Origin of the sequence: Streptomyces sp. NBC_00376 (assembly GCF_036077095.1) — a bacterium.
GTDB lineage: Bacteria > Actinomycetota > Actinomycetes > Streptomycetales > Streptomycetaceae > Streptomyces.
Genome location: NZ_CP107962.1, coordinates 78,430 through 104,571, shown reverse-complemented (window position 1 = coordinate 104,571; position 26,142 = coordinate 78,430). Strand labels below are relative to the sequence as shown.

The 26,142-nt window shown below is 66.6% G+C and carries 29 protein-coding genes and 3 pseudogenes; 14 read left to right on the top strand and 18 right to left on the bottom strand.

Translation table 11 applies throughout. From position 1 onward, the window contains the following. Positions 1 to 31: 31 nt before the first annotated feature. Genes OG842_RS43455 through OG842_RS43445 form a run of 3 tightly spaced genes read right to left on the bottom strand, consistent with a single transcriptional unit; the run spans position 32 to position 2,747 of the window. Positions 32 to 391: a hypothetical protein gene (locus OG842_RS43455; protein WP_266738523.1), complete on the bottom strand. Its 360-nt coding sequence runs from the start codon at positions 389 to 391 to the stop codon at positions 32 to 34. Beyond that, positions 392 to 1,552: an ImmA/IrrE family metallo-endopeptidase gene (locus tag OG842_RS43450; protein ID WP_266738525.1), complete on the bottom strand. Its 1,161-nt coding sequence runs from the start codon at positions 1,550 to 1,552 to the stop codon at positions 392 to 394. Continuing rightward, positions 1,545 to 2,747, bottom strand: a complete 1,203-nt coding sequence (locus tag OG842_RS43445) for a hypothetical protein (RefSeq protein WP_266738527.1) — start codon at positions 2,745 to 2,747, stop codon at positions 1,545 to 1,547. Before OG842_RS43445 ends, OG842_RS43450 begins: the two co-directional genes overlap by 8 nt. A gap of 165 nt (positions 2,748 to 2,912) precedes the next feature. Between OG842_RS43445 and OG842_RS43440 the strand changes: the two genes are divergently transcribed. After that, positions 2,913 to 3,788, top strand: a complete 876-nt coding sequence (locus tag OG842_RS43440; protein ID WP_266738529.1) for an IS5 family transposase — start codon at positions 2,913 to 2,915, stop codon at positions 3,786 to 3,788. 10 nt (positions 3,789 to 3,798) lie between these two features. On the opposite strand, the gene OG842_RS43435 is transcribed toward OG842_RS43440, so the two are convergent. The 3 genes from OG842_RS43435 to OG842_RS43425 all read right to left on the bottom strand — a co-directional run bounded on the left by OG842_RS43435 (position 3,799) and on the right by OG842_RS43425 (position 5,231). Continuing rightward, complete coding sequence (locus OG842_RS43435; protein WP_093544949.1) at positions 3,799 to 4,320, bottom strand: hypothetical protein; 522 nt, start codon at positions 4,318 to 4,320, stop codon at positions 3,799 to 3,801. 104 nt (positions 4,321 to 4,424) lie between these two features. Continuing rightward, positions 4,425 to 4,841: a hypothetical protein gene (locus OG842_RS43430; protein WP_266738531.1), complete on the bottom strand. Its 417-nt coding sequence runs from the start codon at positions 4,839 to 4,841 to the stop codon at positions 4,425 to 4,427. Between the two features lie 18 nt (positions 4,842 to 4,859). Further along, a complete protein-coding gene (locus tag OG842_RS43425; RefSeq protein ID WP_266738533.1) occupies positions 4,860 to 5,231 on the bottom strand; it encodes a hypothetical protein in 372 nt (123 codons plus the stop codon). Between the two features lie 344 nt (positions 5,232 to 5,575). On the opposite strand from OG842_RS43425, the gene OG842_RS43420 reads away from it, so the two are divergent. Both OG842_RS43420 and OG842_RS43415 read left to right on the top strand, forming a co-directional pair. After that, the gene (locus OG842_RS43420; protein ID WP_266738535.1) at positions 5,576 to 6,328 is read left to right on the top strand and encodes a hypothetical protein; all 753 of its coding nucleotides are present in this window, start codon (positions 5,576 to 5,578) and stop codon (positions 6,326 to 6,328) included. A 133-nt stretch (positions 6,329 to 6,461) separates the two neighbouring features. Next, the gene (locus tag OG842_RS43415) at positions 6,462 to 6,875 is read left to right on the top strand and encodes a hypothetical protein (protein ID WP_266738537.1); all 414 of its coding nucleotides are present in this window, start codon (positions 6,462 to 6,464) and stop codon (positions 6,873 to 6,875) included. 177 nt (positions 6,876 to 7,052) lie between these two features. On the opposite strand, the pseudogene OG842_RS43410 reads toward OG842_RS43415, so the two are convergent. The 5 genes and pseudogenes from OG842_RS43410 to OG842_RS43390 form a co-directional block, all read right to left on the bottom strand. Further along, positions 7,053 to 7,920 (bottom strand): annotated as a pseudogene (locus OG842_RS43410) (IS5 family transposase); the annotation flags it as partial. 56 nt (positions 7,921 to 7,976) lie between these two features. Then, positions 7,977 to 8,411, bottom strand: coding sequence for a RacP protein (locus OG842_RS43405; protein WP_266738539.1), 435 nt, complete (start codon positions 8,409 to 8,411; stop codon positions 7,977 to 7,979). 3 nt (positions 8,412 to 8,414) lie between these two features. Beyond that, positions 8,415 to 8,627 (bottom strand): annotated as a pseudogene (locus OG842_RS43400) (DUF6192 family protein); the annotation flags it as partial. 110 nt (positions 8,628 to 8,737) lie between these two features. Then, positions 8,738 to 9,160 carry a hypothetical protein gene (locus OG842_RS43395; RefSeq protein WP_266738541.1) on the bottom strand — a complete coding sequence of 141 codons (423 nt, stop codon included), beginning with the start codon at positions 9,158 to 9,160 and terminating at the stop codon, positions 8,738 to 8,740. 339 nt (positions 9,161 to 9,499) lie between these two features. Beyond that, positions 9,500 to 9,682, bottom strand: a complete 183-nt coding sequence (locus OG842_RS43390; RefSeq protein ID WP_266738543.1) for a hypothetical protein — start codon at positions 9,680 to 9,682, stop codon at positions 9,500 to 9,502. Positions 9,683 to 9,795: 113 nt separating this feature from the next. On the opposite strand from OG842_RS43390, the gene OG842_RS43385 reads away from it, so the two are divergent. Together OG842_RS43385 and OG842_RS43380 are read left to right on the top strand one after the other, a co-directional pair. Then, positions 9,796 to 10,872, top strand: a complete 1,077-nt coding sequence (locus tag OG842_RS43385; RefSeq protein WP_266738545.1) for a hypothetical protein — start codon at positions 9,796 to 9,798, stop codon at positions 10,870 to 10,872. 145 nt (positions 10,873 to 11,017) lie between these two features. Continuing rightward, positions 11,018 to 11,392, top strand: coding sequence for a transposase (locus OG842_RS43380; RefSeq protein ID WP_266738547.1), 375 nt, complete (start codon positions 11,018 to 11,020; stop codon positions 11,390 to 11,392). A 13-nt stretch (positions 11,393 to 11,405) separates the two neighbouring features. Here the strand turns inward: OG842_RS43380 and OG842_RS43375 are convergent, their stop codons facing one another. Together OG842_RS43375 and OG842_RS43370 are read right to left on the bottom strand one after the other, a co-directional pair. Continuing rightward, a complete protein-coding gene (locus OG842_RS43375; protein ID WP_328512772.1) occupies positions 11,406 to 11,843 on the bottom strand; it encodes a DUF4259 domain-containing protein in 438 nt (145 codons plus the stop codon). A 54-nt stretch (positions 11,844 to 11,897) separates the two neighbouring features. Then, on the bottom strand, positions 11,898 to 13,493 hold the full coding sequence (locus OG842_RS43370; RefSeq protein WP_266738551.1) for an ISL3 family transposase: 1,596 nt from the start codon (positions 13,491 to 13,493) through the stop codon (positions 11,898 to 11,900). 203 nt (positions 13,494 to 13,696) lie between these two features. Between OG842_RS43370 and OG842_RS43365 the strand changes: the two genes are divergently transcribed. Beyond that, positions 13,697 to 14,215, top strand: coding sequence for a HEAT repeat domain-containing protein (locus OG842_RS43365; protein WP_266738553.1), 519 nt, complete (start codon positions 13,697 to 13,699; stop codon positions 14,213 to 14,215). 712 nt (positions 14,216 to 14,927) lie between these two features. On the opposite strand, the gene OG842_RS43360 is transcribed toward OG842_RS43365, so the two are convergent. Beyond that, on the bottom strand, positions 14,928 to 16,589 hold the full coding sequence (locus tag OG842_RS43360; protein ID WP_266738555.1) for a GH25 family lysozyme: 1,662 nt from the start codon (positions 16,587 to 16,589) through the stop codon (positions 14,928 to 14,930). Between the two features lie 224 nt (positions 16,590 to 16,813). Here OG842_RS43360 and OG842_RS43355 point away from each other — a divergent pair, with 224 nt between their 5' ends. The 3 genes from OG842_RS43355 (at position 16,814) to OG842_RS43345 (ending at position 20,038) form a co-directional block, all read left to right on the top strand. Then, a complete protein-coding gene (locus OG842_RS43355; RefSeq protein WP_266738557.1) occupies positions 16,814 to 18,064 on the top strand; it encodes a peptidoglycan-binding protein in 1,251 nt (416 codons plus the stop codon). A 55-nt stretch (positions 18,065 to 18,119) separates the two neighbouring features. Then, entirely contained in the window at positions 18,120 to 18,374 is a 255-nt protein-coding gene (locus OG842_RS43350; RefSeq protein ID WP_266738559.1) for a DUF6332 family protein, read from the top strand. 485 nt (positions 18,375 to 18,859) lie between these two features. Beyond that, positions 18,860 to 20,038: an IS701 family transposase gene (locus OG842_RS43345; RefSeq protein ID WP_266738561.1), complete on the top strand. Its 1,179-nt coding sequence runs from the start codon at positions 18,860 to 18,862 to the stop codon at positions 20,036 to 20,038. Here OG842_RS43345 and OG842_RS43340 read toward each other — a convergent pair. The 3 genes from OG842_RS43340 to OG842_RS43330 form a co-directional block, all read right to left on the bottom strand. Next, a protein-coding gene (locus OG842_RS43340; RefSeq protein WP_266738563.1) for an IS3 family transposase occupies positions 20,024 to 21,237 on the bottom strand; the annotation gives its coding sequence in 2 pieces (ribosomal slippage) (positions 20,024 to 20,988 and positions 20,988 to 21,237; 1,215 coding nt in all). The genes OG842_RS43345 and OG842_RS43340 overlap by 15 nt on opposite strands. An 897-nt stretch (positions 21,238 to 22,134) precedes the next feature. Continuing rightward, positions 22,135 to 23,015, bottom strand: a protein-coding gene (locus OG842_RS43335; RefSeq protein WP_266738565.1) for an IS5 family transposase whose coding sequence is annotated in 2 segments (ribosomal slippage) — positions 22,135 to 22,655 and positions 22,655 to 23,015 — 882 coding nt in all. Because the reading frame shifts where the segments join, the coding sequence is not laid out codon by codon here. A gap of 485 nt (positions 23,016 to 23,500) precedes the next feature. Continuing rightward, a complete protein-coding gene (locus OG842_RS43330) occupies positions 23,501 to 23,650 on the bottom strand; it encodes a hypothetical protein (protein ID WP_266738567.1) in 150 nt (49 codons plus the stop codon). On the opposite strand from OG842_RS43330, the pseudogene OG842_RS43325 reads away from it, so the two are divergent. The 3 genes and pseudogenes from OG842_RS43325 to OG842_RS43315 form a co-directional block, all read left to right on the top strand. Further along, positions 23,623 to 24,015 (top strand): annotated as a pseudogene (locus OG842_RS43325) (transcriptional regulator); the annotation flags it as partial. The gene OG842_RS43330 and the pseudogene OG842_RS43325 overlap by 28 nt on opposite strands. A gap of 428 nt (positions 24,016 to 24,443) precedes the next feature. Next, positions 24,444 to 24,773, top strand: a complete 330-nt coding sequence (locus OG842_RS43320; protein WP_266738569.1) for a hypothetical protein — start codon at positions 24,444 to 24,446, stop codon at positions 24,771 to 24,773. A gap of 29 nt (positions 24,774 to 24,802) precedes the next feature. Then, entirely contained in the window at positions 24,803 to 24,979 is a 177-nt protein-coding gene (locus OG842_RS43315) for a hypothetical protein (protein ID WP_266738571.1), read from the top strand. 36 nt (positions 24,980 to 25,015) lie between these two features. On the opposite strand, the gene OG842_RS43310 is transcribed toward OG842_RS43315, so the two are convergent. Further along, entirely contained in the window at positions 25,016 to 25,417 is a 402-nt protein-coding gene (locus tag OG842_RS43310; RefSeq protein WP_266738573.1) for a hypothetical protein, read from the bottom strand. Between the two features lie 87 nt (positions 25,418 to 25,504). Here OG842_RS43310 and OG842_RS43305 point away from each other — a divergent pair, with 87 nt between their 5' ends. Both OG842_RS43305 and OG842_RS43300 read left to right on the top strand, forming a co-directional pair. Beyond that, positions 25,505 to 25,777, top strand: a complete 273-nt coding sequence (locus tag OG842_RS43305) for a hypothetical protein (protein ID WP_266738575.1) — start codon at positions 25,505 to 25,507, stop codon at positions 25,775 to 25,777. 131 nt (positions 25,778 to 25,908) lie between these two features. Then, a complete protein-coding gene (locus tag OG842_RS43300; RefSeq protein ID WP_323185950.1) occupies positions 25,909 to 26,142 on the top strand; it encodes a DNA methyltransferase in 234 nt (77 codons plus the stop codon).

Here is a 26,142-nt window from a genome sequence, read left to right as displayed (position 1 = left end):
ACCGCCCCTCAGCAAGATCTTCATGAGTCTTCTAGCCGGGGTTGCGTTCCGAGTCGGTCTGCGGGGGTTCCCGGCGCTCACGGTCGATGAGCTCGGTGATTCCCTCGATGCTTCCGTCGCTGCGTGACCGTCGCGAGCGGACGCGGCGAATCACCCCGCGGGTGGCCGACTTGAGAGAGCTCGCGATGACGTCGGAGGCTACGCCGCCCGCGATCGAGAGGGCAATGGTGACGATTTCCGAGACGCCGAAGCCGTGTCCCTCCTCGACGGCCACCACCTTGAGGCTGATCCCGTGGTCGGTGAAGTCATGTCCTTCGACGTCGATCAGCGCCGACCCGGGAAGACCGGAGTCGTGAGGGTCGATCTCCACGTCGAGCTCGATGATGGTCATTCATACCTCCGGGGAGGGGTCGGGGAACATGGGCGAGGCGTGCGCAGGTGGGCGGTTGGCTTCTTCGGATGTCAGGGTGCTTTCCCAGCGGGCAGCGCTTTGCCGTACGGCCTGCGCGCTCGCAGCTGCCAGCTGACGGCGCATGGACTGTATGACGTAGAGCCCGGCGCCTCCCAGGACGATGTCGGTGCTCGAGGGGCCGGCAGATCGAACGAAGGGGTGGATCAGGGTCTGTCGTGGTGGTTCGGTGACTGCGAAGGTCCCTTCTTCGCCGGCCAGGCGCCACGCCAGCAGCTTTTCCACTGCGAGGATTTCGAACAGCCAGCGGATCGCCATCCAGATGTCGCCGAGGGGGATGTTCTCGACGGGGTTCCTGAAGAGTACGTCGTAGGCGAAGCGATCGGCTTCGGCCTCCAGATCCGGACCTGATCTGCCCTCTTCGTGCAGGAGGAGGTGCGCAAACTCGTGGGCAATCATGAAGGTCATCTGGATCCGTGCGGCATTGACGGCTCCTCCCCCGGCCAGCTCTGAACGGATCCGCATCATGGGGATCTGGTCCCAGCGGACGTTGCGGTACAGCGGCAGCAGGAACGGAAGAAGAACTTCGTAGGACGGATTCGGCAGCGCGGCGTTGCTGCCGATCGTGCGTATCAGTTCCTGCCGCACGCTCACAGCGTTCCAGAGGAGTAGGTCGATGGTGTGCCACAGCTGTCGGGTGACCAGGGACAACCGGATCTGGCGCGTCGAATGGTGTGCGCGGACGTACAAGCGAGGGTCGAGGGTGACGACGACCTCAATGTCATCGACGCGGGGGAAGGCGGGACGAAGGTGATCGCGGACCTGCACGACTGTTTCTTCCGCCCAGGTGGGCAGCGGCAAGGGATGCCCTTCTTCTGTCCACCAGTGCAGGCGTAGCGCGCGATCGAGAGCGGACCGCCGCCACTGGCGATGGGCCTGCACGGCCGCCTCGTCCGCGGCTGATCCGAGGATCGCCACGGACCGCAGGACGAAGTAGATCAGTGACTGGCGCTCACGGACCTCTTCCCACGGCGAAAGATCGGGGATGGCTCCTGGAGGGAAAGGGGGTTCTGACGACTCGTCGAACAGGTAGTTGAGGTAGGAGTCGTTGTCGAAACCGATCGCAGTGAATTCCTCAGGCATAGGTGACACCAAGATTGTCCAGGTGAACGAACAGGGTGAGTTCGTAGTCGGCGGCCATGTGCCCCGCCATCGTGGCTTGCGTGCCGACCCCGTTGGACATCAGGTATTCCCCGATGCCCTCGGCCACACCAGTGAGGACGTCGGCATAGGAGTCACGCAGACCGGTCGTGGAGAAGAACGCCTTCAAACCATCAAGCGTCCAGGCGAAGCGCACAAGCTCGTCGCTGCTCACGGTCTTGCCCGAGGGTGTCTGCAGGCCGTCGAACGTGGTCGTGTCGGAAGGGATCAAGAGGGCGCACCGCCGAAGGATCACCACGGTCAGAAGGTAGTCGTGCACCAAGCTTTTTGAAACGGCGCGGTCGTAGGCCCTGAGCGCCAGGTTGAGCAGCAGCCAGCCGGCGAGCTTGGGCAGTCCGTAGGGAGTGAGATGCGATTCCACGAGCGCAATGTGGCTGAGCAGCTCATGTGCGTAGCCGCCTACGTGTATCCGCTCTCCCACGAGGTTGACGAGGTTCTGGAGTCGGTGCTCGGACTCCACTGGGTCGGTGGAGGCAGCCACAGCACGTGCCAGGGCCGACACCGTGTCGTTCAACGAGTCGAGATCGCCGACGAGACGGTACCGGGCGAGATGGGCGAAGCCGAGATTCGACAGGAACGGCATCATGGACGGCCCGCTGAAATCCGCCTCGGCGACGGCTCTGCCGAGGAGGGCGACCGCCTCGTTCAGATCTTCCGATGAGCGATCTCGTTCACCGCGGAGGCGCAGGGCGCGCCCCAGCAGGTAGCAGGCATCAGCGGCGTTCAGCCGGGGACTGGTGAGGGTGGACACGGCCCGGCGCAGCGCGGTGACTGCCTCGCTCAGGGACCCCGGCACGAGAGCCAGCTCGTAGTGCATGAGGAGGGCTCGGCCCATGGTCTCGACCAACCGGCCTTGCTCGCTGCTGCCGTCCACCGCCGACTCCGCGAGGTACCGCGCGATGCCTGAGACCGTCAACCAGTCCCCCGCCGAACGGGCGGGGTCTGTGGATTCGGTCATTGAAGCGCGGATCCCGTAGGCGGTGAGCCGGGCCCGCAGGACGTCGACCCGAGTGAGCGCTTCTGGGGAGCGCGCCATGGCGTCTTCCATACGGCCGATGGCCCTCGACAGCATTCCCGAATCATCCAGCACCAGGCATGCGCCGGTCTCCACGTGCACGAGTTCCAGGAGCGGCAGCAGAGGATCGGGGACGCTGGGGTCTCGCAGGACGGCTTCCCACAGCGCGACCGACTCTTCGAGTGCTCGTGCATCCCTGTCGGCCAGGGCTTGTTCGGCTAGGCCGTGTGTCGAAAGTGGATCTTGGACTGTGAATGATCACGGTTCATGGGTCGGGGAGATCTCACGGACGAGCAGTGGACGGTGCTGGAGCCGCTGCTGCCGAAGGGCACGAAGGCGGGGCGGCCGCCTGTCTGGCCTCGGCGGCGGTTGATTGACGGCATACGGTTCCGGGTCCGGACCGGTGTGCCGTGGCGGGACGTCCCCGTCGAGTACGGGCCGTGGGGCCGGGTCTATGACCTGTTCCGCCGGTGGCAGCGGAACGGCACCTGGCACCGGATCCTCAGCCGACTCCAGGCCTTGGCGGAGGCGAAGGGGGCGATCACGTGGGACCTGAATGTCGACTCCACGGTCTGCCGCGCCCACCAGCATGCGGCCGGGGCCCGCAAGGAGGGCGACCTGCAGAAGGAACCGCCGGGCGGCATCTTCACCGAGCTCCCTGATCACGGGCTGGGTCGCTCGCGCGGCGGGTTCACTACCAAGCTGCACCTGGCGGTTGAGCAGGGCCAGAAGCCCATGTCGATCGTGATCACGGCAGGACAGCGCGGTGACTCGCCGCAGTTCGAACCCGTGCTGGACAAGGTCCGCGTGCCCCGCCTCGGGCCGGGCCGGCCACGCGTCCGGCCCGATCGCGTGCGGGCCGACAAGGCGTACGCCTCCCGCAAGAACCGTGCCTACCTGCGCCGCCGCGGGATCCGCTGCACCATCCCGGACAAGGCCGACCATGCCCGCAACCGTCGGAAGCTCGGCTCTCGTGGCGGCCGGCCGCCGCGCTTCGACCCGGTCGACCACCGCGAACGTCACGCGGTCGAGTGTGGGATCAACCGGCTCAAGAGGCACCGCGCCGTCGCCACGCGGTACGACAAGCTCGCGGTCCGCTACGAAGCGACTGTCCTCGTCGCTGCCATCAACGAGTGGCTGTGACCCCCGGCCGTCATACGGCGGGATCCACGTTCCATGTCTCCGGCAGGTCGCTGCCGCAGAAGACGCAGACGAAGTCGTTCTCGCGCACGATGTTGTGCTCCTGGCAGTTGGGGCACCGCCGGAACACCACCTCGTGGGTGAAGCCGGAAGGCCGCCCAAGTTCTACGTCGTCCAGAGCGTGAGCGACTGCCGACCAGGAGGTGACGTCCGGGCAGTATCCGGTGGACTGGTTGCTGACCTCGCCCACGGTCCACCGGTCCGCCTCACGCATGAAGCTGATCTCGCCAGCACTCAGAACCATGTCCCCGCCAGCGCAGGCCACGTGCTCGCTTCGCCGCGGCGCCAGCCGAAGCACACCATCCGTGCCGACCACGAAGGTGAACGGTTCGGTCAGCTCTGCTGTCGATCGCCCAGCGATCCAGCCATCGAAGTCAGCCGCCGAGCTGATCGGGCACCCGCCGCTGCCAGGCCGGACCGCAGCCTTCAGCTCAACCGGTCCGACATATCTGTAACCCTGCCCCCGCGCACTCACGTCAGCCAACCTAAAGCACTTCCGACACACGCCCTAGTTACGGGTCTGCCATTCATCAGGTGCCCGACCTCTTTCCGGCAGGGGACTCGGAACGGACGCTGTGATCATTTCTCTGCTCCGTTCTTCGCGCCGCGCGCGGACGTGCGCTGGTCGTGGCGGTCGCCCAGGCGCTTGAGCCTGCGGCGAACTCGTTCTCCAAATCGCTCGGGGTCTTTGGCTCCAGTGGAGCGCGCGGCTTCGGTCCAGGAGCCGATGGACGGGTTGCGTGCGTAGGTGAGGGCCACGTCCCGTTCGTCCGGGTCGAGTTCGGCGAGGATCTCCCGGATGCGGGGTTCATCGATGGTGCCGCGGAGAAGGTCGTCGTCGGGCTCTGCTGTGTCGGCCGCCAGGTCTGCGAGCGTGAGGCCGCCTGTGGTGGGCGTGTCGAGCATGGTCACGTGGTGGCCGTTGGCCTTGCGTTCCCATAAGGGCTGGATGTTGCGGTGGGCCCGCTCGGCTTCCTTCCTCAGCCGCTGGGGCACCAGGAGACGGGAGTTGTTCTACCCCAGGAGTGGCACCCAGTCGCTCAGGAGCGCGGTCGAGACCGCTTCGCGCCAGTAGCCGGTGCCCGCGTTGCGGAGACCGAGGGTGGTACGCCCGACATGGTCGACCACGTCGTGATGGCCGTGCACTGCAGCGTGCTGGCCTTCCAGGGCACTGATCTCCGGGATGCGGAACCTGATAGTGCGGCGCCACATGTCGGCGGCCACAGCGCCCAGCATGGCCTGCTCCGCGGGTGACAGGGCGTGGCGGGGCGGGTAGCTGCCGGTTACCCCAGTGAACCTGGCGGCGACTCCGGCTGTGGGGTACGGCAGATCGATGTAGTCGAAGCCCGGGAGCCCAGGCGAGGACGGGGAGTTGAGTGAGCCCACTGGGGCGCGCCTCCTAGCAGTTGGTGTGAGCGCTTCTACTACAAGGCCCGGCAGGACCCCCCTTTTCAGCACTTCCGAGGAAGAAACTTCTGTGGCGTGCGTCACTCTGCCTGGCGTGCATGGTGTCGTTGTTCAGTGCATATGAGCAGTAGCTCCGTATACGGCAGTGAGCAGCGTTCTGACAGCAGTTGTCCTGTCTCGCTGAACCTTGACCGGTGTCTCAGTGAAGTTTGACCGCTGGGCGCCTGGGGCCCTTCCTCAAACAGCAGAGAGCGAGCCAATCCCCAGCAGGCAGCAGGCAGGCAGACCGCGCGCTCAGGTGGGCCCGTGGCACCATGGCGCCCGTGAGCAGCGCCGAGGTGATCGACATTGACCGTCAGGAGACATGGCCAGGTCCGGTGATCGACATCATCGACCACATCGTGGCAATGGCGCCGAACGCACCCCCCGTGTTTCAAGATCTTCCCCACCACATCGACTTCACCGGATGCGATCAGTGGCTTCGCAGATCACTGGCTGGGCGGCCGCTCCGCGTTTTCCACGCCACACGCTTGCTGATGCACGAAGCGAAAAGCATCCGGGTGTCCGGTCTTCGCCCTCTCACGGAGCAACTGGTACACGACCGACAGAACCAAGCCCTATCCCGCGGGTACATCAGTGATACCGAACATACGGCTCTGCGTGACGTCAGCCTCTTCCGCATCGGGAGTCAGCGGAAAGGGGCACTCGACTTGTCGGAGCGCGTCTGCTTTGCGAGCACCCGCTACCCTCTCCGCGCCCATGCGCTTGACGACCAGCTCTCCAACTGGGGCGGCGAGGTGCAGTACAACAACGACGCCTGGAAGGAGATCGACAGCGACCGGGTAAAGACGCTCGGGCGGCCAGCAGTCGTCGTCGCGTTGATCGATGGATCCGACCCCGAGCTCACGCATGTCACCATGCCAGACCTGGTCGTCACCTTCGTCGGGGCCCGGCTCGGTCTGCACGATGCAGGTGTCACGATCCACCACCGCGGTCCCGTGCGAGGCGAGCAGATTGAGGCCATCTTGCACCCCGGAGACCCGGAGTACGACGCGCTGATGATGTCCTCTGCCTGAAACAACGGCGAAGCCGGTCAATGTTCGGTGAGACCGGTGAGTGCCTGTTTTCGATCTGCGGCCGTCAAGAAGGGTTGTGGGCCGGGCTTGCACGACTGGAATTGACCTGTGCTGTGTTGCGCTGGGGCAAGATATGTCGATGGAAACAGGTGAGCGGCTGCGCCGAACCCGGTCCTATTACTGGGGCTGCATCTACGTCAGCGACGAAGAGGAGGGAGACTTTGGTGATTTGGACGGTCCGGGCCCGATATGGACCTCGCATTGCTGGGTGACTATTCAGGTCCGGCACGCGCGTCTGGTTGCCGAGGAGGAAGCGGACGTTGCCCTGGCGATAGAAGTCCGTCAGACGGCGGCAGCAGACTTCGCCTATCAGGCAACGATCGACCTCCCGTCCGGGGTGCTGTCCGTCGGGGACGCCGACAGTGACGACGCACTCCGACTCGCACCAGGCACATGGCTCATGCAAGTAGATCTTGACTCGCCGGACGACGCCACCAATGTACGGATCGTCCTGTCTCCGGCACGCCCATCGAACCAAGAGAAGTAAGGGCAAATCCTGAGCTGGGCTTTTGCCCAGTTCACGATTAGAACGGCGGGTTCGGGTGGCGAGGTCGGCTGGTCGACGGCGACGGGCTGTCCTCACTGTGTTGCGTCGATGAAGCCGTCGTGGTGAGTTAGGCAGGCTTGAGGGCCCGGCGACCTCTTGGTGGCGCTGCCGACGGTCAGTGCCGATTGGATTAGTCGCGGTGGGTCTCGCGGGAGGTCGGCTGTCCGCTCCTGCGGGAGTTTCGGCGGGTGATGCGCCTGGTCATCAGGGTGATCGCGGCCCAGGTGATGAGTGATTCCGAGTGCTGGACGAGCCGTTCGTAGTCGCGCGCGTGTCTGCGGGCGTGCATGACCCAGGCATGGGAACGTTCGACGACCCAACGCCGGGGCAAAACGACGAACCCGGGGACGTTCTTCGGCCGGCTGACGGTCTTGATCGTCAGGTTCAGGAAGGTCTTCGCCCACTCGACGAGCTGTCCGGCATAGGCGGAGTCGGCCCAGACGATGGTGATCTCGGGGTGCATCAGCCGCAGCCGGAACAGCACTTCCTTGGCCGCGTTGCGGTCGGTCATGTCGGCCGGGGTGACCATGACGAACAGCGGCAGGCCCTTGGTGTCCACGACCAGGTGCCGTTTGCGTCCGTTGATTTTCTTGGCGGCGTCGTAGCCGCGGGAGTCCTTACCGACGGTCTCGGCGGCCTTGACCGACTGGGAGTCGATGACGGTGGCCACCGCCCCGGGCGACCGGCCCATCTCGCGGCGGATCCGCTTGCGGAGCTGGTCACGAATCTGTCCGACGACGCCGCAGGCGGCCCAACGGGCCATGAACCCGTAACACGTGCGCCAGGGCGGGAAGTCCTTGGGCAGGGCCCGCCACTTGCAGCCCGTATCCACGACGTAGCGGATCGCGTCGACGATCTCCCGGCGGGGGTGCTTCTCCGGACGGCCGCCGGCCGGGGTCTCGCAGGCCGGGACCGGCAGCAGTGGTTCGATCAGCGCCCACTCGTCGTCCCAGGTGTCGGAGGGGTAGCAACGCCTGCGCGGCATCGTTCCCTCCCTCAAAGACGGGGTGGGCCCGGCCGCGAAGCGGCCGGGCCCACCGGTCAGGCGTCGGCGTCGGTGTAGTCGGCGATGACGTCGAGCGTGGACTCGACCGAGTTGAGCTGGGTGTTGAGGTGTTTGATCCACCGGCCTTTGGGCTGGAGGGCGGCGTGCGGGGCGACGGTTCCGGTGATGAACCGGCGGATCTCGGTGAGCTTGCCGCGGATGATCGCGACCTCGTATGCCTGGAGTTCGGCGGGGTCGGCGCAGAACTTGTAGCCGTCCTTCTTGGTCCAGATCAGGGGTGGCCAGCCGCGTTCGGTGATGATGTCTCGCAGGCAGGCAAGCCCCGCGCGGGTCTGGTGGGGTGAGAGCTCGCTGGATCTGACCAGCTGGGGAAAGGTCAGACCGGCCGGCCTGGCTTCGAAGAGCACGAACCGGACGGTGTCGGCGTGCCGCTGGGCCGCCGGCGATCTGCGCTCGGAGGCACGGGGCATCGGCTATTCACCCTGCAGGAGCTTGGCCAGTTCGCCGTCGACGTCGACCTTGCCGGTGTCCACGGCCGTCTCGATCCAGTCCAGCGTCGCGCGGACGCGGGCGACGTTCTCGTGCACGATCACGCGTTCGTCGTCCCCGAGCTGGCGGTCGCGCATCCCGGGGACAACCCGGCCGGCCGCCGCGACGAACGCGTGGCAGGCGGCCAGGGACGTCAGGACGATTCGCCAGGCGTCCGGTGGGACCGCTGACCGATGCCTTCCGGCAGCTGGCGGAAGGCGGCGGCCAGGCGATCAGCCGGCGGCGGCCGGGATAAAGGACAGCCCGGTCATGTCGAGCTGTCCAGTTGCGCCGTCCGTGCTTCAGCTCCGGGGGCGACGAGACCATCGAAGTTGCCCATCGTGGTGGGGTCATCGCACAGACCGGCGCCGTCGGTGTCGATGGGAGTGAGAGTGCCGTCGCTTCGGACGGCCCAGGCCACCAGCGGGTCCACGGTGGACGTGCCGTCCTCGTTGTTGTACCGAGCACCCCACCCGCCCCCGGCGATGGCGGCGATAACAGGATGCCCGCCTTCCGAGAGCCCGGTGAAGGTGCGCTGGTTGTTCGCCGGGACAAGTCGACCGCTGCGCTCGTCGACGACGAGCGCTTGGCCCTCGTCGTCCCAGGCGATGACGGGCTTGCTCCTGTAGACCGTGCGGCCGTCCACTTCCTGCTTGTAGTTCGCTTCGTAGGGGTGCTGCGCTGGGATCACTACATCTCCTGGGCAGGTCAGTACTGGACTTTGTGTGACCGTACGGCCGGGGCGGTCTGCCTGTCCCGGGGTTTGATCAGTGTGACTTTGATCGGTAGTTGGCGAAGCGCCGCCGGCCAGCCGCAGCTCAAGGGCCGCTTTGAACCGCATATGGCGAGGAATTTGAGCGGTAGTTGGCGAGTCGAGGCCCTGGAACCGGCAGCTCCAACGACGAAGCAGCAGGTCACTCGATCCAATACGGCAGGCTCGCCAACTAGAAATCAAATCCGCCAACTACCGCTCAAAGTCACACCCGGACCGACACGGTCCGGGCTCGCTCGCACCACGTCCGTCGGGCCGCTAGATGCTGGACGCGGGAAGTGCGCGAAGGAGGCTGGCAGCGATGGCGATCAGGGCCTCTGCCTCACCGATGCCGACGCACCCGCCCTGCGGGCCGATGACCTTCTGCTGCCCCATGGCAAAGCGGTGGCCTCGACGTCCGGCGGCGTGCAGCAGGCAGCACAGCAGGGCGTTGTAGATCATGGCCCCCGGTCAACAACTACGCGATATTGCAACTAAATTCAGCGCCGACGACTCCGCCGCTGACATGATGCTGAGCGTAGGACAAGCGTTCAAGTGCCTGTGCGGGGGGCGTAATGGAGGCCAGTGAAGTCGCGGCGGCTGCCGTTGCAGTAGTGGCCGCAGCCATCACGGGGACAGCAAGCACGGTAGGCGAGCAGACCGGTGCAGCAATCGCGCAGGTCGTACGCGATCGACTGGGGGCGTCGAGTCGAGGCCGGACCGCTTTAGCGGACCTGGAGGAATCCGACGGTTCCCCCGAGTCCCAGGCAGCGGCGTCAGCGGTGCTTGCCGAGGAAGTCGGCTCCGACCCACAGCTGTATCGAGCATTGACGGTTCACCTAAACAAGCCGAGTGTGACGGACGGCGTCCACATCGACCGCAGCCGGATACGAGGAGACACTCCGATACTCGTCGGCAACGGAACCCTAAACTTTACGAAACCGACTTCGGCGGCCGGCATGGCGGCACTCGCGCTGGCTGTGCTGGTGGTCGTCTGCGTGATCGCCCTCGCCATCTACGGCTCAAAGCAGGTTCTAACCGACGACTCCCAGCCAAGCAGCCACGGCCCCACGGCCGCGACGCCCGACGCACGCGGAAACTCGGCCACTGACGGAGCCAGCGGCCAGACAACCATCGAACCTCGTGCGCTGAGCGAGTCCGAAGTCGCCACCGTGATCCCCGACCTTGAGGACATGCCAGCGGGATGGACAAGCTTCAGCAAGCGAAACGGATTCCGCCCAGAAGAGACCAAACGCTGTACTCGCGGCACAGCTATCTACGAGTACCCGGAGAGGAACGGCGGCAGCCTTCAGGCGGCCTACATCACGTCCTCGTGTGCAGATTTCTCGTCGGTTGTTACTTTCTACGAGGAAGGGCTGAGGTACTTCAAGCAAGAGCATCCCGAGGCCACACGCATCTCTATGCCACCGTGCGGAGACAAGAGCACCGCCATCACCTTCGACAGAACGGGTCCGATACCCTCCGAGAACGGCAAGTACGTCCGAATGCAGTCTCTGGTAGGTACGGTGTACCTCCAACTGAGCTATGGCCCGATCGACAACGGCGCGGACACGATGGACTCCCTGGATCGGTTGCAGGGGTTCATAAGCGAGTTCTGCGACAGGGCCCTCGCGTCCCAGACTGCCGGGTGAACGAGTCCGGCTATACGCACAGTGCGATGGTCACAGAGCCTTGCGCAGTGCCTGGGCCAGGAAGTCGTTCGCGGCGTTGGGACTGCTGCACGGATAAGTGACACCTGACCTGGCTTGCTGAGAGGCGGCCTGGAAGGATGTTGCAGTGCCCAAGCCGTATCCGAAGGAGTTCCGCGAGGATGTTGTGCGGGTCGCGCGCAACCGTGAACCCGGCGTCACGCTGGAACAGATCGCCGCCGACTTCGGCGTCCACCCGATCACGCTGTCGAAGTGGCTGCGCCGTGCCAACACCGATGACGGCGGCAGGCCCGCGACAGCGTCGGGTGAGTCGGCCGAGCTGCGCGAGGCCCGCAAGCGCATCCGGCTGCTGGAGCAGGAGAACGAGGTTCTGCGCAGGGCTGCGGCGTGGCTTTGTCGACGTCACACGACAGCAGTTGTCGACGGCCTCGGGAGGCGCTCGCTGGGCCCGGATCTCGATGTCGACGAGAAGGGGTTCTGGCACAACTTCTGTGGTCCGTGACTGTGCGTGACCGTTAGATATCGAAGAGGGCTTCCTCTTGTGGCGGGATCGGGGGGGCTAGGACGTCACGAAGGCGGGTGATGTCCCTGCGCCACTTTGACCAATTCGCAGCTTCGGCCCACAGCTCGGCGAGTTCAGACTGGTCGGAGACCACTTGGTCCAGGGCGTCGACGGCGAGCATTCGAAGGTCTGCGGACAGCTCCGGTAGCGGCTCTGATGGGCCATAGTTTGAGCACGCCGGCTCGCCGTCAGGATGCTGGGCGACAACCAGGGCCGCCGCGGCCACTGCTCGTTCGCCGTCTGAGGTATCCAGGTAGTACGCAGGGTCGGCGGCGCGTTTGAGTACGCCGCGGATCACGGCTTCGCGTTCTTCCACTGCTGCCTCGTCCAGGTCACCGCCGAAGTCGGCGGCGGTGTCGTTGTCGAAGGGGCCGATGTCCCAGGTGCCCATATCTCTCCTCACGTGGCCGTTTGGGGATCGTCGCACTGGCCACCGACAGTGAGGTCAGGAGGCAAGCAGTACCCGCTTGCGCAGGAGCTTGAAGCCCGCGCGTCCGTACATCTGCCGCTTGATCATTTTGATGCGGTTGACGTGGCCTTCCACGATGCCTGAGCTCCAGGGCAGGGTCAGGCCGGCGGTGACGGCCGCGAGGTCACGTTCGAGGCCGCTGATGAAGGTGTGCATGCTGGGCAGGTCGTCGGCCCGGACCGCCGCTATCCACTCGGGGAGCCGTTCTCCCTGGAGCTGGGTGAGCATTTGCCCGAAGGAACGGACATGCCCGGCAAGGGCGTCCAGCTCGGGGCAGTGGGCCAGAACGGACTTGAGCTTCAGTCGCTCCTTCTCCGCAAGAGCGTCCGGGTGGGTCAGGATCCACCCGGCGACTGTCCTGGGCGATGGCGGCCGACCTTCCGGCACAGTGTCCCGTAAGGGACGAAGGTAAGCACGGACCGCCCCGTATCCACCGGCGTACCCGTGGCTCTGGATCTCCTTCCAGAGGGTCCAGGCGTTCGTGCAGCCCTCGGCCCACCGCTCGTGCAAGTACGGCTTGAAGTCGTCGAGCTTTGTCCTGCGGTTCTGCCACTGCCCTTGAAAGAGGTCCTCCGGGCTTGCCGCGTCAGCCAGGCGCTGAACGGTTCGGTAGGTCATCCGGAGCTCGCGGGCGACCGCCCGACGGCTGTGTCCTTCGCCGAGCAGCCCGTGGACGATGGCATGCTTCTCCCGGGTTCGGTCGGCGAACCGATGTCCGGTCGGCCATGGCGACACGCCAGCTTCGGGTGCCACTGGTGCGGTAACGCTCTCGGAGCCGGGCACCGCGAATGGCACTCGCAGGCAGGCACGATGGCGCGATACGCATCGCTCGGCCGCTTCGCCGAGGTTGCGCCAGAGATGGAAACGATCTGCGACTTGCACCGCAGTGGGAGCCCCGGTGCTGGCACCTTCGGCGAAGAAGGGGGCACGGTCGCGGCAAACTACCTCAACCCCAGGACAGGCAGAAAGCCAGGCAGCGACGGTGCCAGCCTCACGGTCGGGCAGTAGGTCCACGGGCCTGCGGGTTTCAACGTCTACCAGCACAGTCCCGTAGATACGGCCCTTTCGCATTGCGTACTCGTCGATGCCCACCACCCGCGGTGACGACGGTTGAGGATCAGGCATCGCGTCGACCAGCCGAAGTACCGTGCTGCGGCTGACAGAAATGCCGAAGACGTCCGCCAGACGGACTCCGGCACGGCCGGCCAAAGCGAGACCCACCTCGTCCAGAGCCGCACGCAGCCGTTCAGTCCGCTGAGCATGACGGCGGGTCAGTCCAGGGATCTGTTCAACGAAGGTCTTGCGTCCGCAGGAGGTGTCAGCGCAGATGAACCGGCGGACCTGCAGACGCAGCACCACACGCCTTCCTGCGCTGGGTAAGTCAGCGGGGAATCGCAGGTAGGACCCATGAACGCGACTCGACCACCGCCCGCAGCCCGGACACTCAGCACTGACTGACTTGCGCGAGACGCCGATCCAGATCGCCTCACCGTCGTCCTCCGCCGACATCACCGCCACTTCAGGATCCGACAGGAACAGGAACTCTCCCAACCGGAGCAGCACTTCATCCACGGCCCGGACTCTCGAGCACGGCACAGCAGCCGTGGAGCATTTCAGGACGATCGAGGAAAGCCACTCCGAAGATCAACAGTTACAGAGCGTCGACGCACCACAGAAGTTGTGCCAGAACCCGAGTTCGGGAGGCACCCGCCGAGAATGATCTTGCTAGGGTCCACCCAGGATGGGGCGTTCAACGCGTGGGAGGTGGTCAAGCGATGACCCGCGAGGAGCAGGAACTGATCATGGGCCTGGTGTTCGTACCGGGCAAAGGCCGGACGCGCACGCTCGACGAGGTGCTCGCCCACTTCGGCGAGTCCGACGGCGAGGCCCTGGCGCTGAGGCTGCTCCGGGACGCCATGGAGCGCCAGGACGCCGACGACGTCGAAATGGCGCTGATCCTCCATGCCTCTGCCGGCGCCTCCGTCGAGGAGTTCCTGGAGCCGTTGACCGAGTTGTTCCCCGCCGACTGGCACAGGGACCACGAGGACATCGTGCGCATGCTGGGCAGGCTCCGCTCGCCCAGGACGGTGCCGACACTGGCCCTGGCAACCCACTGGGTCCCCGAGCACCTGGACTGGGACGAGAACCGGGCACTCGCGGTGAAGGCGATCTGGGCCCTCGGCGCCATTCCCGGCCCGGAGGCCCGGGATGCCCTCGAAGGTTTGCGCGACGATGGGAACGAGATCATCCGCGAGAACGCGCTAAATCAGCTCGCACGCCGCGGCGAACTCTGACCGCGGAGTCGTAGCCGCTCACCCGGAACGCCCGGCCGCGTTTCCTCGGCCAGGCGTTCCGCCCAAGATCAATCTCGCCAGGACTTCCTGTACCTCGGCCACTCAAGGCAGGTCACGCAAACCAACCCGCCGGGCCATGAGTGACTCCCAAACTCATCGACATTGATCAAGGAACCGGCCCACGCGGTGACTCCCGAAGCCGTCGACAGACGACTTCCGTTCTCGTGTACAAAGCCAGTCGGGCCCGACCACAGGCCCGACCATGGGCCGACCACAGCCCCGACCACCGCAGGCCAGGGCCAGCGCGCTGCTCCTGGACCACGAGCCCGGCCGCCCCGGCGGCCGGAGATGCGCTGCCCGTACTATGACCGGCGTGACCGTACGCCGCGCTCTTGGTGCAGGCCCTGAGGCTCCCGCGCACAGCATCCGCGCCGCCCAGGCCGACCTGCTCGACGCTTTTCCCGGAGAGCGTCTGTCCGACCTCGAGGAACTGCGAGCCCGAGGCGTGCTCGGTACACGCCCGGCGGCGCCCCCGTCCCCGCGGCGGGCCCTGGGAACCGGTGGCCGCGCTGACGAGGAACTGCCCCACCATCCCGCCTGAGCGGCGCCGCACGTGAGAAACGCCCGGTGGGCGGCACCCCGCACGGGGTGCCGCCCACCGGGCGTTGGTGGCGCAGGTGTCAGCCGACTGTCGGTCGACTTGGAGGGGGGGTCAGATGAAGGTGATGTCCCAGTGGACGCCGCCGCTGCGGGGGATTTCGTAGACGTACTCGGCGGAGATGCCGTTCAGGGTGCCGTGCCAGCGGGCGTTCGTGCCTCGCGGGGCGCCCTTGCGCTGGGTGGTCTTGATCCAGTTGGTCACGCAGCGGCCTTCGTCACGGGTGCGCAGGTCGAGCTTGTAACCGTTGGCGTGGGAGCGGGGGCCGGCGCTGTGGCCGGACTCGGTGCCGCCGGTGATGGTGATGGTGCAGCCGCTGGCCTTCTTCAGAGCGATGACGCCCTGGATGGTGCGGGCACGGACACCTGCCAGGGAGGTGCGGCCGACCGGGGCCTTGATACCGGCCGCCGCGAGCTGCGTGAGCGCCTGGCGCTGGGTCAGCTTCCCGTTCGAGGGTGCGGGCGTGGTCGGGGCAGGCGTGGTCGGGGCGGACTTCGCGCCGTTGATCAGCTTGTTCCACGTCTTCGGACCGACGATCCCGTCCGCGGGCAGGCCGTGGGACCGCTGGAACGCGACGGCCGCGTTCTGGGTGGCCGGACCGAACGCGCCGTCGACCGTGATGCGGTTGCCGTACCCGGCGAGCTGCGCCTGGGCGGCCTTGACCGCGGATCCGTTGGAACCGGTGCGCACGGTCTGGGTCAGCTTGTTCCAGGTGTTCGGGCCGATGATGCCGTCCGCGGTGAGGCCGTGGGCGCGCTGGAACGCGGCGGCGGCGTTTTGGGTGTTCGGGCCGTAGATCCCGTCGGCGGTGACGGACTGGCCGGCCGCGGCGAGCAGGTGCTGGGCGGTGGTGACGTTCACGCCCCGCGCCCCGTTCTTCAGCAGCGGCCAGACAGCCGTGGACGGAGCAGGCGGCGTCGTTGTACCCGTTCCCGGAGGGGTGGGGGACTGGCCGGGGGCGAGGTGGGCGAGGGCGCGGAGCTGGGTCAGCGTGCCCTTGTAGACGTTGATGTCGGCTTTGCCTCGCAGGCCGGGTACCGTCCCGTTCTCGGTGTACTGCCAGATCGACCAGTACCTGCCGCCGACCGGGGCGGGCTCACGCGTTCCGCTCTCGTAGCGGGGCTGCCACAGCGGGCTGTTGGCCAGGGCACTGGTGTTGCCGCGCAGGCAGGTGTCGGCGAAGTCCTTCGAGGTGTAGACGATCGGGTTCACCCCGAACGCCTGACGGGCCTTGGAGAGGAACGCGGCGACCTGGGTGTTGTTCACCCCGGCCGGGCACCGGCCGCGGATCTTCTCCAGGTCGACCACCGGCGGCAGCTGCCCGGCACGCTTGCCGTCGTAGCCCGCGGCCCTGGCCGTACGGACGAAGTGGTCGGCCTGCGCGGCGCCCGTACCGGTGTCGTAGAAGTGGTAGGGCGCGACCATCAGCCCGGCCCGCGACGCCCCTGCGAAGTCGCCGGCGAACTGCGGGTCGCGGTAACCGGTGCCCTGCGTCGCCTTCTGGAACACGAACGAGTACCCCGCCCTCACGGACGCCGACCACTGGATCGGGTGGGCGTTGTGATGGCTCGTGTCGAAGCCCTTCACGCTGTACGCGGCCGGGCTGTTCGCCTGCGCCTGCTCCTGCCCGGTAAAGCTGATCAGGCCAAATCCAGCGGCCGCGACCGCCACCATGGCACCCGCCTGAAGACCCGTCTTCTTGCTGATGATCCGCACGACTTCACCCCTCGTCAGACCCACCGACACACACCCGGCAGGCAGTTTGCGCCGCGCCTTTGCGGCGTCGACGAGATGAAGATTCGGGGTACCGCCGTCCCACCGGTAGCCTGATCGCCATTCCAGCCGTACCGCGCCGTCCCGGCCGTTCCACAAGGCCCCTGACCTGCGAAAAGAAACGGCCACGGAACACGACGATCACATCGGCACCAGGGGGAAGACCCGTGCGACCCGAACAAGGCGACAACCCACCCGCGCAGCCACTGCCACAAGTCACCGCACTGCTCCAGGCACTGCGGCAGGTGAAGGCGTCCAAGAACCTCTCCCTGGACGCCTTCACCCACGACACCGGCTACTCCCGCTCCTCGTGGAACCGGGTCCTCAAAGGCACCGCGTTCCCGCCCCGGGCCGCGGTGGAACGGCTCTGCACCCGCCGCGGACTGGACAAGAACACCCTGCTCGGCCTCTGGGACACCGCCGACCAGGCCCGCCGCGCCGCGGACACCCAGGAGGCCGCGGACGCCCAGGGGGAGGCACCGCCGGAAGCGGCGTCCGTTCCCGCACCGGCAGACCCCGCCCCGGGCGTACCGGACCCCGTACCCCCGACAGCCCCGGATCCCGTACCCCCGACGGCCCCGGATCCCGTACCGCCGACAGCAGCCGCGGACCCCGCACCGTCGGCAGCCGCGGACCCCGCTCCCGGCACCGCAACTCCGAAACCCGCAGCAGCCGGCCCGGATCCCGCACCATCCACGCCCAGCCCGGTCGAACCGGCGACACCGGCAGCTGCCTCCCGGGAACCGTCCACGTCCGGCCCGGTCGAGCCAGCAAAGCCGGCAGCTGCTTCCCGGAGCAGGGTCAAAGTCCTCGCGCTGATCGCCGCCGCCCTCGCCGCGCTGCTGCTCGTCGGACGCTGGTACTCGACCTACGAAGAGAACCCCACCACCATCGAGGTCAGCGACGACAACCAACCCGGCGGCAACCGTCCCGGCGACGAGCAGCCAGTGGTCGACGAAACTCCCCTGCCCCCGAAGAGCAGCACCGCCCCGACCAAGACCCCGAAGGACGACGAGAAGAAGGACAAGGGCCAGGACCCCACGGGCGAGGGGGACACGAACACGACGTCACCGCGCCCCAGCAGTTCAGCCAAGGACCAGGCCTCTTCCCCAGCCTCTGCTTCTGCCTCTCCCAGTCCGGCCGCCTCGCCCGGCGCCGCCGGCCGCGCCAGCTGCCGCTACAACTGGGACCGCACCCAGGTCATGGCCAAGGGCATGGTCGGCTCGAAGGTGAAGCAGATCCAGTGCCTGCTGAACTCCAACTACGACTACACGCTCACCGTCGACGGCAACTTCGGAGAAGGCACCGACACCGCCGTACGCGCCGTTCAGAGCTGCAGCGGCCTTAAGCCCGATGGCCAGGTCGGACCCCAGACCTGGAAGTACCTCGACACCCCCATGTCCGGCTGCGGCCACTGAGCCAGGTTCTGTTCGGTCCAGGCGCAATGGCTTGACGCGATGTGAGACTTGCAGCATGGATATGGGGCGTGAGTCGCGGTGGGAAAAGGACGCAATGACGGTGGAGATCGTTTTTGCTCTGGTGACTGCCGTCGTGCTGACTGCGGCGGTCTTTGCCGTCGCTCTGGCTCTCGCACTGGCTTTTGGCGTCTCTGGTCCAGCGGGGAAGGGCGCGTTGGTGGGAGGTGCGCTGCTCGGAGCGGCGGCCGGAATGTGGCGTCTGGTGCGGGTGCTGCGTCGGTTCGACGTACAGCGCCGTAAAGGTCACTGACCGCAGGCCTCCTCCTTGGGGTCGGTAGCCCGCCGGCGGTTGTTCCAGCATGTGGTGCCGGAGGCACCCCCGCGGCCTCAGGGTGGCGGTCGGCGTCGGCATGGCGACCCTGCCCTGGGCCCGCCGATGTCCCGGAGCCGGAATCTCTTGCGGCACCTGTTGCGTCATGCCCCGCAGGTTCTCCTGCGGCATCTGTTGCACCCCCTCCGCGCGACGCCAGACGTCTACGCAGGTCACCATGCTCGTAGGGGCGTGGTCGGGGTGCTGACATCCCCTCTGCGCACCCCCCTGCCGCCCGAACTGCCGAAATGGAGAGGGTGGGGGCGGGGCGGGCGGAGCGCCTCGGGGATCGGCGGCCGGCCAGTCCCTCACGCGCGACGGCGGGGCCGCGCGCGGGGCGGGTCAGCGACCGGCGCCGCCGACCCGGGCTAGTACTGCAACGGTGTTTGCTGTGACGGGTAGGCAGGTCGATCGTTGGTGTTGTCATGGGTGGGGATCTTGCTGAGGTCAGGTCGTGGGCCGGTGAGTTGGGTGCGGTGCAAGGGCGGTTTCTTCACCGATTCGGCAGATCGGAGCCTCGTGAGTCAGCTCTTGCCTATATGCGGGGACTCGTAGCCCCGTTGCAGCGGAAGAACGGCTGGACGCTGGCCGAAGAAGCCGGCCACGCAGGTCCGGACCGCATCCACCGGCTGTTGAACCGGATCGAGTGGGACGCCGACGAGGTTCTGGACGATGTGCGTGACTACGTGGTCGAGCATCTCGGCGATCCTGGTGCGGTGCTGATCGTGGACGACACCGGCTGCCTGAAGAAGGGCACCGGTTCGGCCGGGGTGCAACGGCAGTACTCCGGCACCGCGGGCCGCACGGAGAACTGCCAGGTCGGTGTCTTCCTCGCCTATGCGGCCCCGCTCGGACGAACGCTGATCGACCGCCGTCTGTATCTGCCTGCCTCCTGGACGGACGACCGAGAGCGGTGCCGCCGGGCCGGCATTGACGACGAGGTCGGCTTCGCGACGAAGGTGGCGATGGCCAAGGAGATGGTCCGCCGCGCGATCGCCGGCAAGATCCCGTTCCGCTGGGTGACCGCAGATGCCGGCTACGGCTACAGCAAGGGCTGGCGCTCTGAGCTGGAACAGGCGGACGTCTTCCACGTCATGGCCACCACCCGCCACGACACGGTCGTCACCCGCTGGGCCATCGACCACCCCGTGAGCGATCTATTTCCCGCCCTGCCCCGGCAGAAATGGAAACGCCGCTCGTGCGGCCAGGGCTCCCACGGGCCCCGCGTCTATGACTGGGCACGCGTCGAAGTCCGCCCCTGGCACCGGCCCGACCGCCGGCATTGGGTGATCGCCCGTCGCAGCGTTGCCCGTCCCCAAGAGCTCTCCTACTACATCGCCTACGGCCCGGCCGACGCCACCCTGGACGAGCTGATCCACATCGCCGGGAGCCGCTGGGCGATCGAGGAATGCTTCCAGACCGCGAAGCAGGAGTGCGGCCTGGACGACTACCAGGTCCGCCGCTACCCCGGCTGGCACCGCCACATCACCCTGGCCATGGCCGCCCACGCCTGCCTCACCGTCCTGCGGGCCCGCCAGCTCGACACCGGGAAAGCAGTGAGGTTGATCCCGGGGAGTGGACACCGGGTTTCATGCGACGAGTGACAGCGTACGTGTCGTGGTGGTCAGTTGTTGTTCGAACTCGGCTGGTGTGAGGTAGCCGAGCGCGGAGTGGCGACGGCGCCGGTTGTAGTACGAAAGCCAGCGGAACAGCTCGAGCCGGGTCTGTGCCTTCGAGGTCCAGCGGCGTCCGTGGAGCAGCTCGCGCTTGAGGCCCTGGAAGAAGGACTCGGCGAGGGCGTTGTCGTAGCTCGAGCCGACCCGGCCCATGCTGCGGCGGATGCCGTAGCGGCGGCAGACGTCGGTGAAGGCGGCCGCGTTGTACTGAGCGCCCCTGTCGGTGTGGAAAACGACGCCGTGAACCCGGCCGCCGCGGGCGGCCACGGCCATCTCGATCGCGTCGGTGACCAGCGAGGTACGCATGTGGTCCGCGATCGACCAGCCCACGACCTTCCTCGAGTAGATGTCGATCACCGTGGCGAGGTAGAGCCAGGACGGGCCGACGGCTATGAAGGTGATGTCGCCGCACCACCTGGTGTTCAGGGCGTCCGCGGTGAAGTCGCGCATCACCAGGTCCGGCGCGGGCGGCGTGGTCCTGTCCGCGATCGTCGTCCGCTTCTTCTTCCGCAGGTGCCGGCCGACGATGTGGTTGGTCCGCATCAGCCGGGTGACGCGCTTGCGGTTGATCGTGCGCCCTCTCGCCCGCAGCTCGGCATGGACGCGCGGGGCACCGTAGGCGCCGTGGTGCTCGGCGTGGATGGCGCGGATCTCGCTCACGGTCCGCTTCTCCTCGGCATGGTGCTCGGCGCGGGTCTGCTCGGTGGCCAGGTGCCGGTAGTAGCCGGCCCGGGACGCACCGAGCACCCGGCAGATCCGCTTGACGCCGAAGTCGGCGCGGTTGTCGGAGATGAAGTCCCAGCGGCGGGGGCTTACTTCACCTCCCGAGCGAAATAGGCGGCTGCCCGGCGCAGGATCTCGCGCTCCAGCTGCCATTCTTTCTCCGCGTGTCGCAGCCGGGCGTTCTCGGCCCGCAACCGGGCCAGCTCCTCGGCCGCACTCCTGCCGGCATCGCGGTGTCCGGTCGCCGCCGGGGACTCGTCCTTGCGGACCCACGTCCGCAGTGACTCGGCGGTGATACCGAGATCGGCAGCCACCGCCGCATACGTGCGCTTGCCACCCGCGGCACGATAGAGCGCGACGGCGTCCTTCCTGAACTCCTCCGGATACGGAGACTTGCGCCCCACCTGGACATCCCTCCCTGGATCGTCGAGATCCATTGTCAGGGTGTCCACTCCAAAGGATCAGCCTCACAGAAACGGATCCTCCCAGCTCATCCACCTCAGCCTCGCCGAGATCAGACGCCTGATCCACCGCCTCACCAACCGACGGCACGCACCCGTCGACCACATCCTGCACTGGTCGACCTGGCGCCGAAAACGACAACACCAAGCCCGAACCAGCCACTACAAACAACGAGGCCACGCCCCACCGACTGACCACCCGTCACGACAAACACCGTTGCAGTACTAGGCGCTGTCCGGCGGATCATGACGACTCCCGTGCGGGACGTGCTACGCCGTGCGAGGACGGGGCAACCGCCTGACTACCATGTCCCACGCCTGCAGGGCGGCGGGAGGGGAGATATGGGCGAGAGAACCAATGGTCCGACTGCCAGGGGACGAAGCGTCGGGGCTCCACATTCGGCACTGCGGCACCTTGGCGCTATGCATCTGAGCGGAGCCGTACTCCTGCTCACGTTCTTGGTGCCGCCGTTGTGGATGCTGGACTCCGGCTATGCGACCCCGCCAGGCGATCCCACAGCAGATGCACCCTTCGTCCTCCTCCTGACTGTGCCGCTGGCATGCGCAAGTTTCCATGTGATGGTGCAGATCCCGGCTGGGCTTCTGGGAACCTGGCTGGGCAGAGGCCGCACGACGCTCGTCAGGTACGGGAGCGCAGTCATAGTGGCAAGCGCACTGAGTTTGCTCCTCTTCTGGAGCCTGGGATGGAATGCCGGAGGCAGCGTTTTGCCGGCATGGGCTGACGCGACGGTGCGCGGATCGATTGGTCTGGCCGGGTACATGTGGGTCATGCGGGTGCAGCCTGGATCCGCGCGGCACGGCAAGGCACTGTCCTGCGGATCATGGTCTGAGCCATAAGCGGACCGCTGCTGCGGTGACGGTGCCATGGAAGACGTAGGCCCGTTTGTCGTAACGGGTTGCGACAGCACTGAAGTTCTTGAGCCGGTTGATGGTTCGCTCGACCTCGTTGCGCCGCCGGTAGCGGTCGCGATCGAAGCCGGTGGGCCTGCCGCCGTTACTGCCTTTGCGCCGGCGGTTGGCCCGCTGGTCCTTCGGCTCCGGAATCGTGTGCTTGATGTCGCGTCGCCGCAGGTAGCGCCGGTTGCGGCGGGAGCTGTATGCCTTGTCGCCGCTGACATGGTCTGGCCGGGTCCGCGGCCGTCCGCCCTGCGATCGGGGAACCCGAATCCGGTCAAGGACCTCGACCATCTGCGGGGCGTCGCCCCACTGGCCCGGCGTGAGTAGGAGGGCCAGTGGGCGGCAGCCGCCTTCGCCGGCGAGGTGGATCTTGCAGGTCAGGCCGCCCCGGGACCGTCCAAGCCCCTCGTCGGGGCGGTGGTGCCGGGGCGTCGTCCTTTTTTCGGGACCCGAGGCTTGGCTTTGCGGGCGCCGGCCGCGTGCTGGTGGGCCCGGCAGGAGGTCGAGTCGACGCCGACCATGCCCCAGTCGATCCGGCCCGCCAGGTCGGCGTTGGCCTGGACCGCCTGCAGAATGCGGTCCCAGGTTCCGTCCGCAGACCAGCGGCGATGCCGTTCGTAGACGGTTTTCCAGGAGCCGTATCGTCCTGGGAGGTCACGCCACGGGACACCAGTGCGGATTCGGAACAGGATCCCGTTGAGCACCGTGCGGTGGTTGTTCCACCGGCCTCCCCGGCCACCTGACAGCGGCAGATGCGGTTCCAGAAGCGACCATTCGCGACTATTCAGATCCCCCCGACTCATGCCTCATCCAACGAGCGACCAGTCGGAAAGTCACATGATCCGCCGGACAGTGCCTAGGGCGTCTTCAAACGGATCTCGCCCAGAGCGGGAACGACGCCAAGCTGACCGCCGCTCATAGGAGGCCGGCGGGCAGTGCTCCCACTGGCGTGTCCCAGTCGGCGTCCTATGCGGGGCACATGGCTCTTCCGTCGGCTTTCGGCCAGTGTCCGAGCACCCGCATTCGACCTAGGGGCCCTGAAGAGCGAAGCTCGCCCAAACTATCCACGCCCCGCCCATCGCGCAGATCAAAAACCCCCCGAGGAGGATCCAACACCCACAGGTCCAATCCAGCTTCCCGCGCTCGAAGGGATCTCCGTCATCATTGCTGTCGGACCAACCGTGATCAGTCATGGCACCTCCCCTGTAACCCGATGGGCGTGAGCCTCGGCACAACGGCCGAAGCCCATGATCGCCGAGCTCCTGGAAGATACGCTGATCGGCTGATGTCAGCCAGAGATGTCAAAGACCCCCGCTGCGTCCTGGGTCTGTTTCACCGGCCGTTCGTTGTTCTCGGCCGGGGTGTTCTTGAGGGTGTTCTCCAGGATCCACTGCTGTACGGGCAGAAGCTGCTCCCACCCGTGCCGCTGCGCGTTCACCCACCGTCCGAGGTCTTCGCCCTGGACGACGACGTCGCCAGCAGTCTCCGGGAGCGTGCCGCATCGAGGCGGCCTACCGTCAGGTCCGCCGCCAGAACGTCGCCCGACACCTCCTGCGACGCCTGAACGCCGGCGGCGGGACGCGGGTCGAGATCCACCCGCTGAACCAGTCGCAGGTGCCGCGTCCGCTCCAGCGGATGGTGGAGTACCGCACGATGAACGTCCGCCGCTGGGACCGCATCGTCGAGGCCTGGGCATCCGGCGACCACCAGGGCCTGGACGACGCCTGGGAAGACGTCATCGTCGACCTGGGATCCCAGTGGGGCCAGTACGAGTACGTCACCAACATCGGCTTCGCCGCCTAGAACGCCCCTGTGCGGCGTTCTGAGTGCCTGTCAGCCGCCCCAGGTCCTCCCAGGTCCGGGGCGGCTCGCGTTTATGCCCACGAGGGTTGTCCGGCGTCTTGGTCAACTTCCGGCGCCGACGACCGACAGGCGTACCGCGATGATGCGGACGGCTGATCCGAGGACGGGGGACGAGGCCGTCGTCATCGCGACGCTGCGGTGAGTGTTACGAAACCTCTTTTCCGGTACCGCAGGTCAAATGGCCTGGAGGTTCAGGGGACTTGACACCGGCGGCGATGTCCGCAACAGTGCTCCTACTGCGGCACAAGTCTGCCCGCAGATAACAAAGCTCTCGACTTCCCGCCAGGGAAGCGGGGGCTTTTTTGTGCCCGCCCCTATCAGAAGGCCCCGGTCCCCGCCGGGGCTTCTTTCGTTTCCGGAGGTTCTTCGTGTTCGACCCGTGGTGGTTTGTGAGCGCGGCCTGTGTCGTGATTACGGCGCTCGCGATCCTGGTGATAGCGGTCCTGGCGATCGCGCGGCGCGTGGTCGACAAGTCGCGTCCGGAAGACCTCCCCGCCGTTCTGGCTGGGCTCGGCGATGTGGTCGCCAGCCTGGCCTGCTTCCTTCCCTGGGGGAAGACGCGGGAGAATCCGCCGTCCGAGCCGGCTCTCCCGCAAGGTGGCGAGGTATTGCCCCCGCCGGTCACCATCGTGGCCGGTCAGCTGGCAGCCACCCATGCACTCAACCCGCCCGCTCTCCCCGGGGAAGTGAACCGATGAGGCGTCAGCGTCCATACCGTGACACCACAGTGGAACGGGCGGACATCAGCAGCATCGGGTTTGCCCTGAATTCGATCAAGAACCGGCGTGAGATCGGCATCGTGGTCCTGCTCGTGATCTGGGGACTCTCGATGCAAGAAGCAGCCCGGCACCTGGGCGTTACTGAGCCCGGATCCACAGGCATCAAGCCGGTGGATCCGGGCTGAAGAAGCACCGATCATGATTGGGTCACGAGCCTTTCGCTACAGCTCAAACCACTCACCCAGAGAGCCGACCGCCCGCGTCTGGGTGAAGTCGTGCACCAGGTCCCACGCCCGATCGATATCCAGGACATAATCGCCCGTGAACGCGGCGAGGTCGTCCATGACCGGGACTTCGACCTCGGCACCCGAGGGCACGGTGCTGTCGCCTACGAGCAGAGACATCCGCTCGATGTCACTCATCAGATGGACGACCGCGTGATCATCTCGGAAGGCCAGGGTCAGCACCGGAAACTCCCTGTTCGGCGACCGAACCTCGACGTACCCCTGTCCACGGGAACGCAGGTCGTTGAAGCGGTCTGCCAGATCCTTCACCTCTGAACGTCTCTCAACCGGATCGAACAGTCCCGATTCCGGCGATGTCGCCGCCCACACCACGCTCATCCAGTCTCTTCCCCACAGAGGTCATCGCCCACGATCAGGGCCACGCTCCCACGCTCCACCACCACACGACTACTGGGACTGGGGCGCGTGATCGTGTTACGAGCTCTTCGCGAAGAAATCGACGGCGATTTCGTAGCACGGTCGCGGGAACTGCGCAGATGGGCCGACGCGGCAGTGCAGGCCATTGTCGTGACCTGTCCTTGCGGCCGTAAGTTCCTGCCGGAAAACATCTTCATGACCACGGGCGGCCGCCCCAAACGCTACTGCTCAAATGCCTGCAAGCAAGCTGCCTACCGCGCTCGCAAGAAACAACGCGACTTCGTGAGCCACGATAGTGCGGTACAACCGGAACGGATCTGATCGGTCACGAGGGCACCGTCCCGGCGGAGGGCACCCTCGTATTCCACTCGGCAAGGGCAGCCCTCAACTGCTGTGCACCCTGGACCCGTTCGGTCAGTGCCCACCACCCCGCTGAAGGTGCCCGCCGAGCGATGCCCGAGGCCCTGCCCCGCCGCCTCATCCTCGGCTACGCCCCACCCCTCGGGATCGTCCTGGACCCCTTCGGCGGTACCGGCACCACCGCGGCAGCAGCGAAAGCCCTCGGACGCGTCGGGATCAGCGCCGACATCTCACCCGCGTACACCCAACTCGCCGCCTGGCGCAGCCAGACCCTTCCCGACACCGTCCGCCGACGCGGCACCAACCTCCGTAGACAGCACACCTAG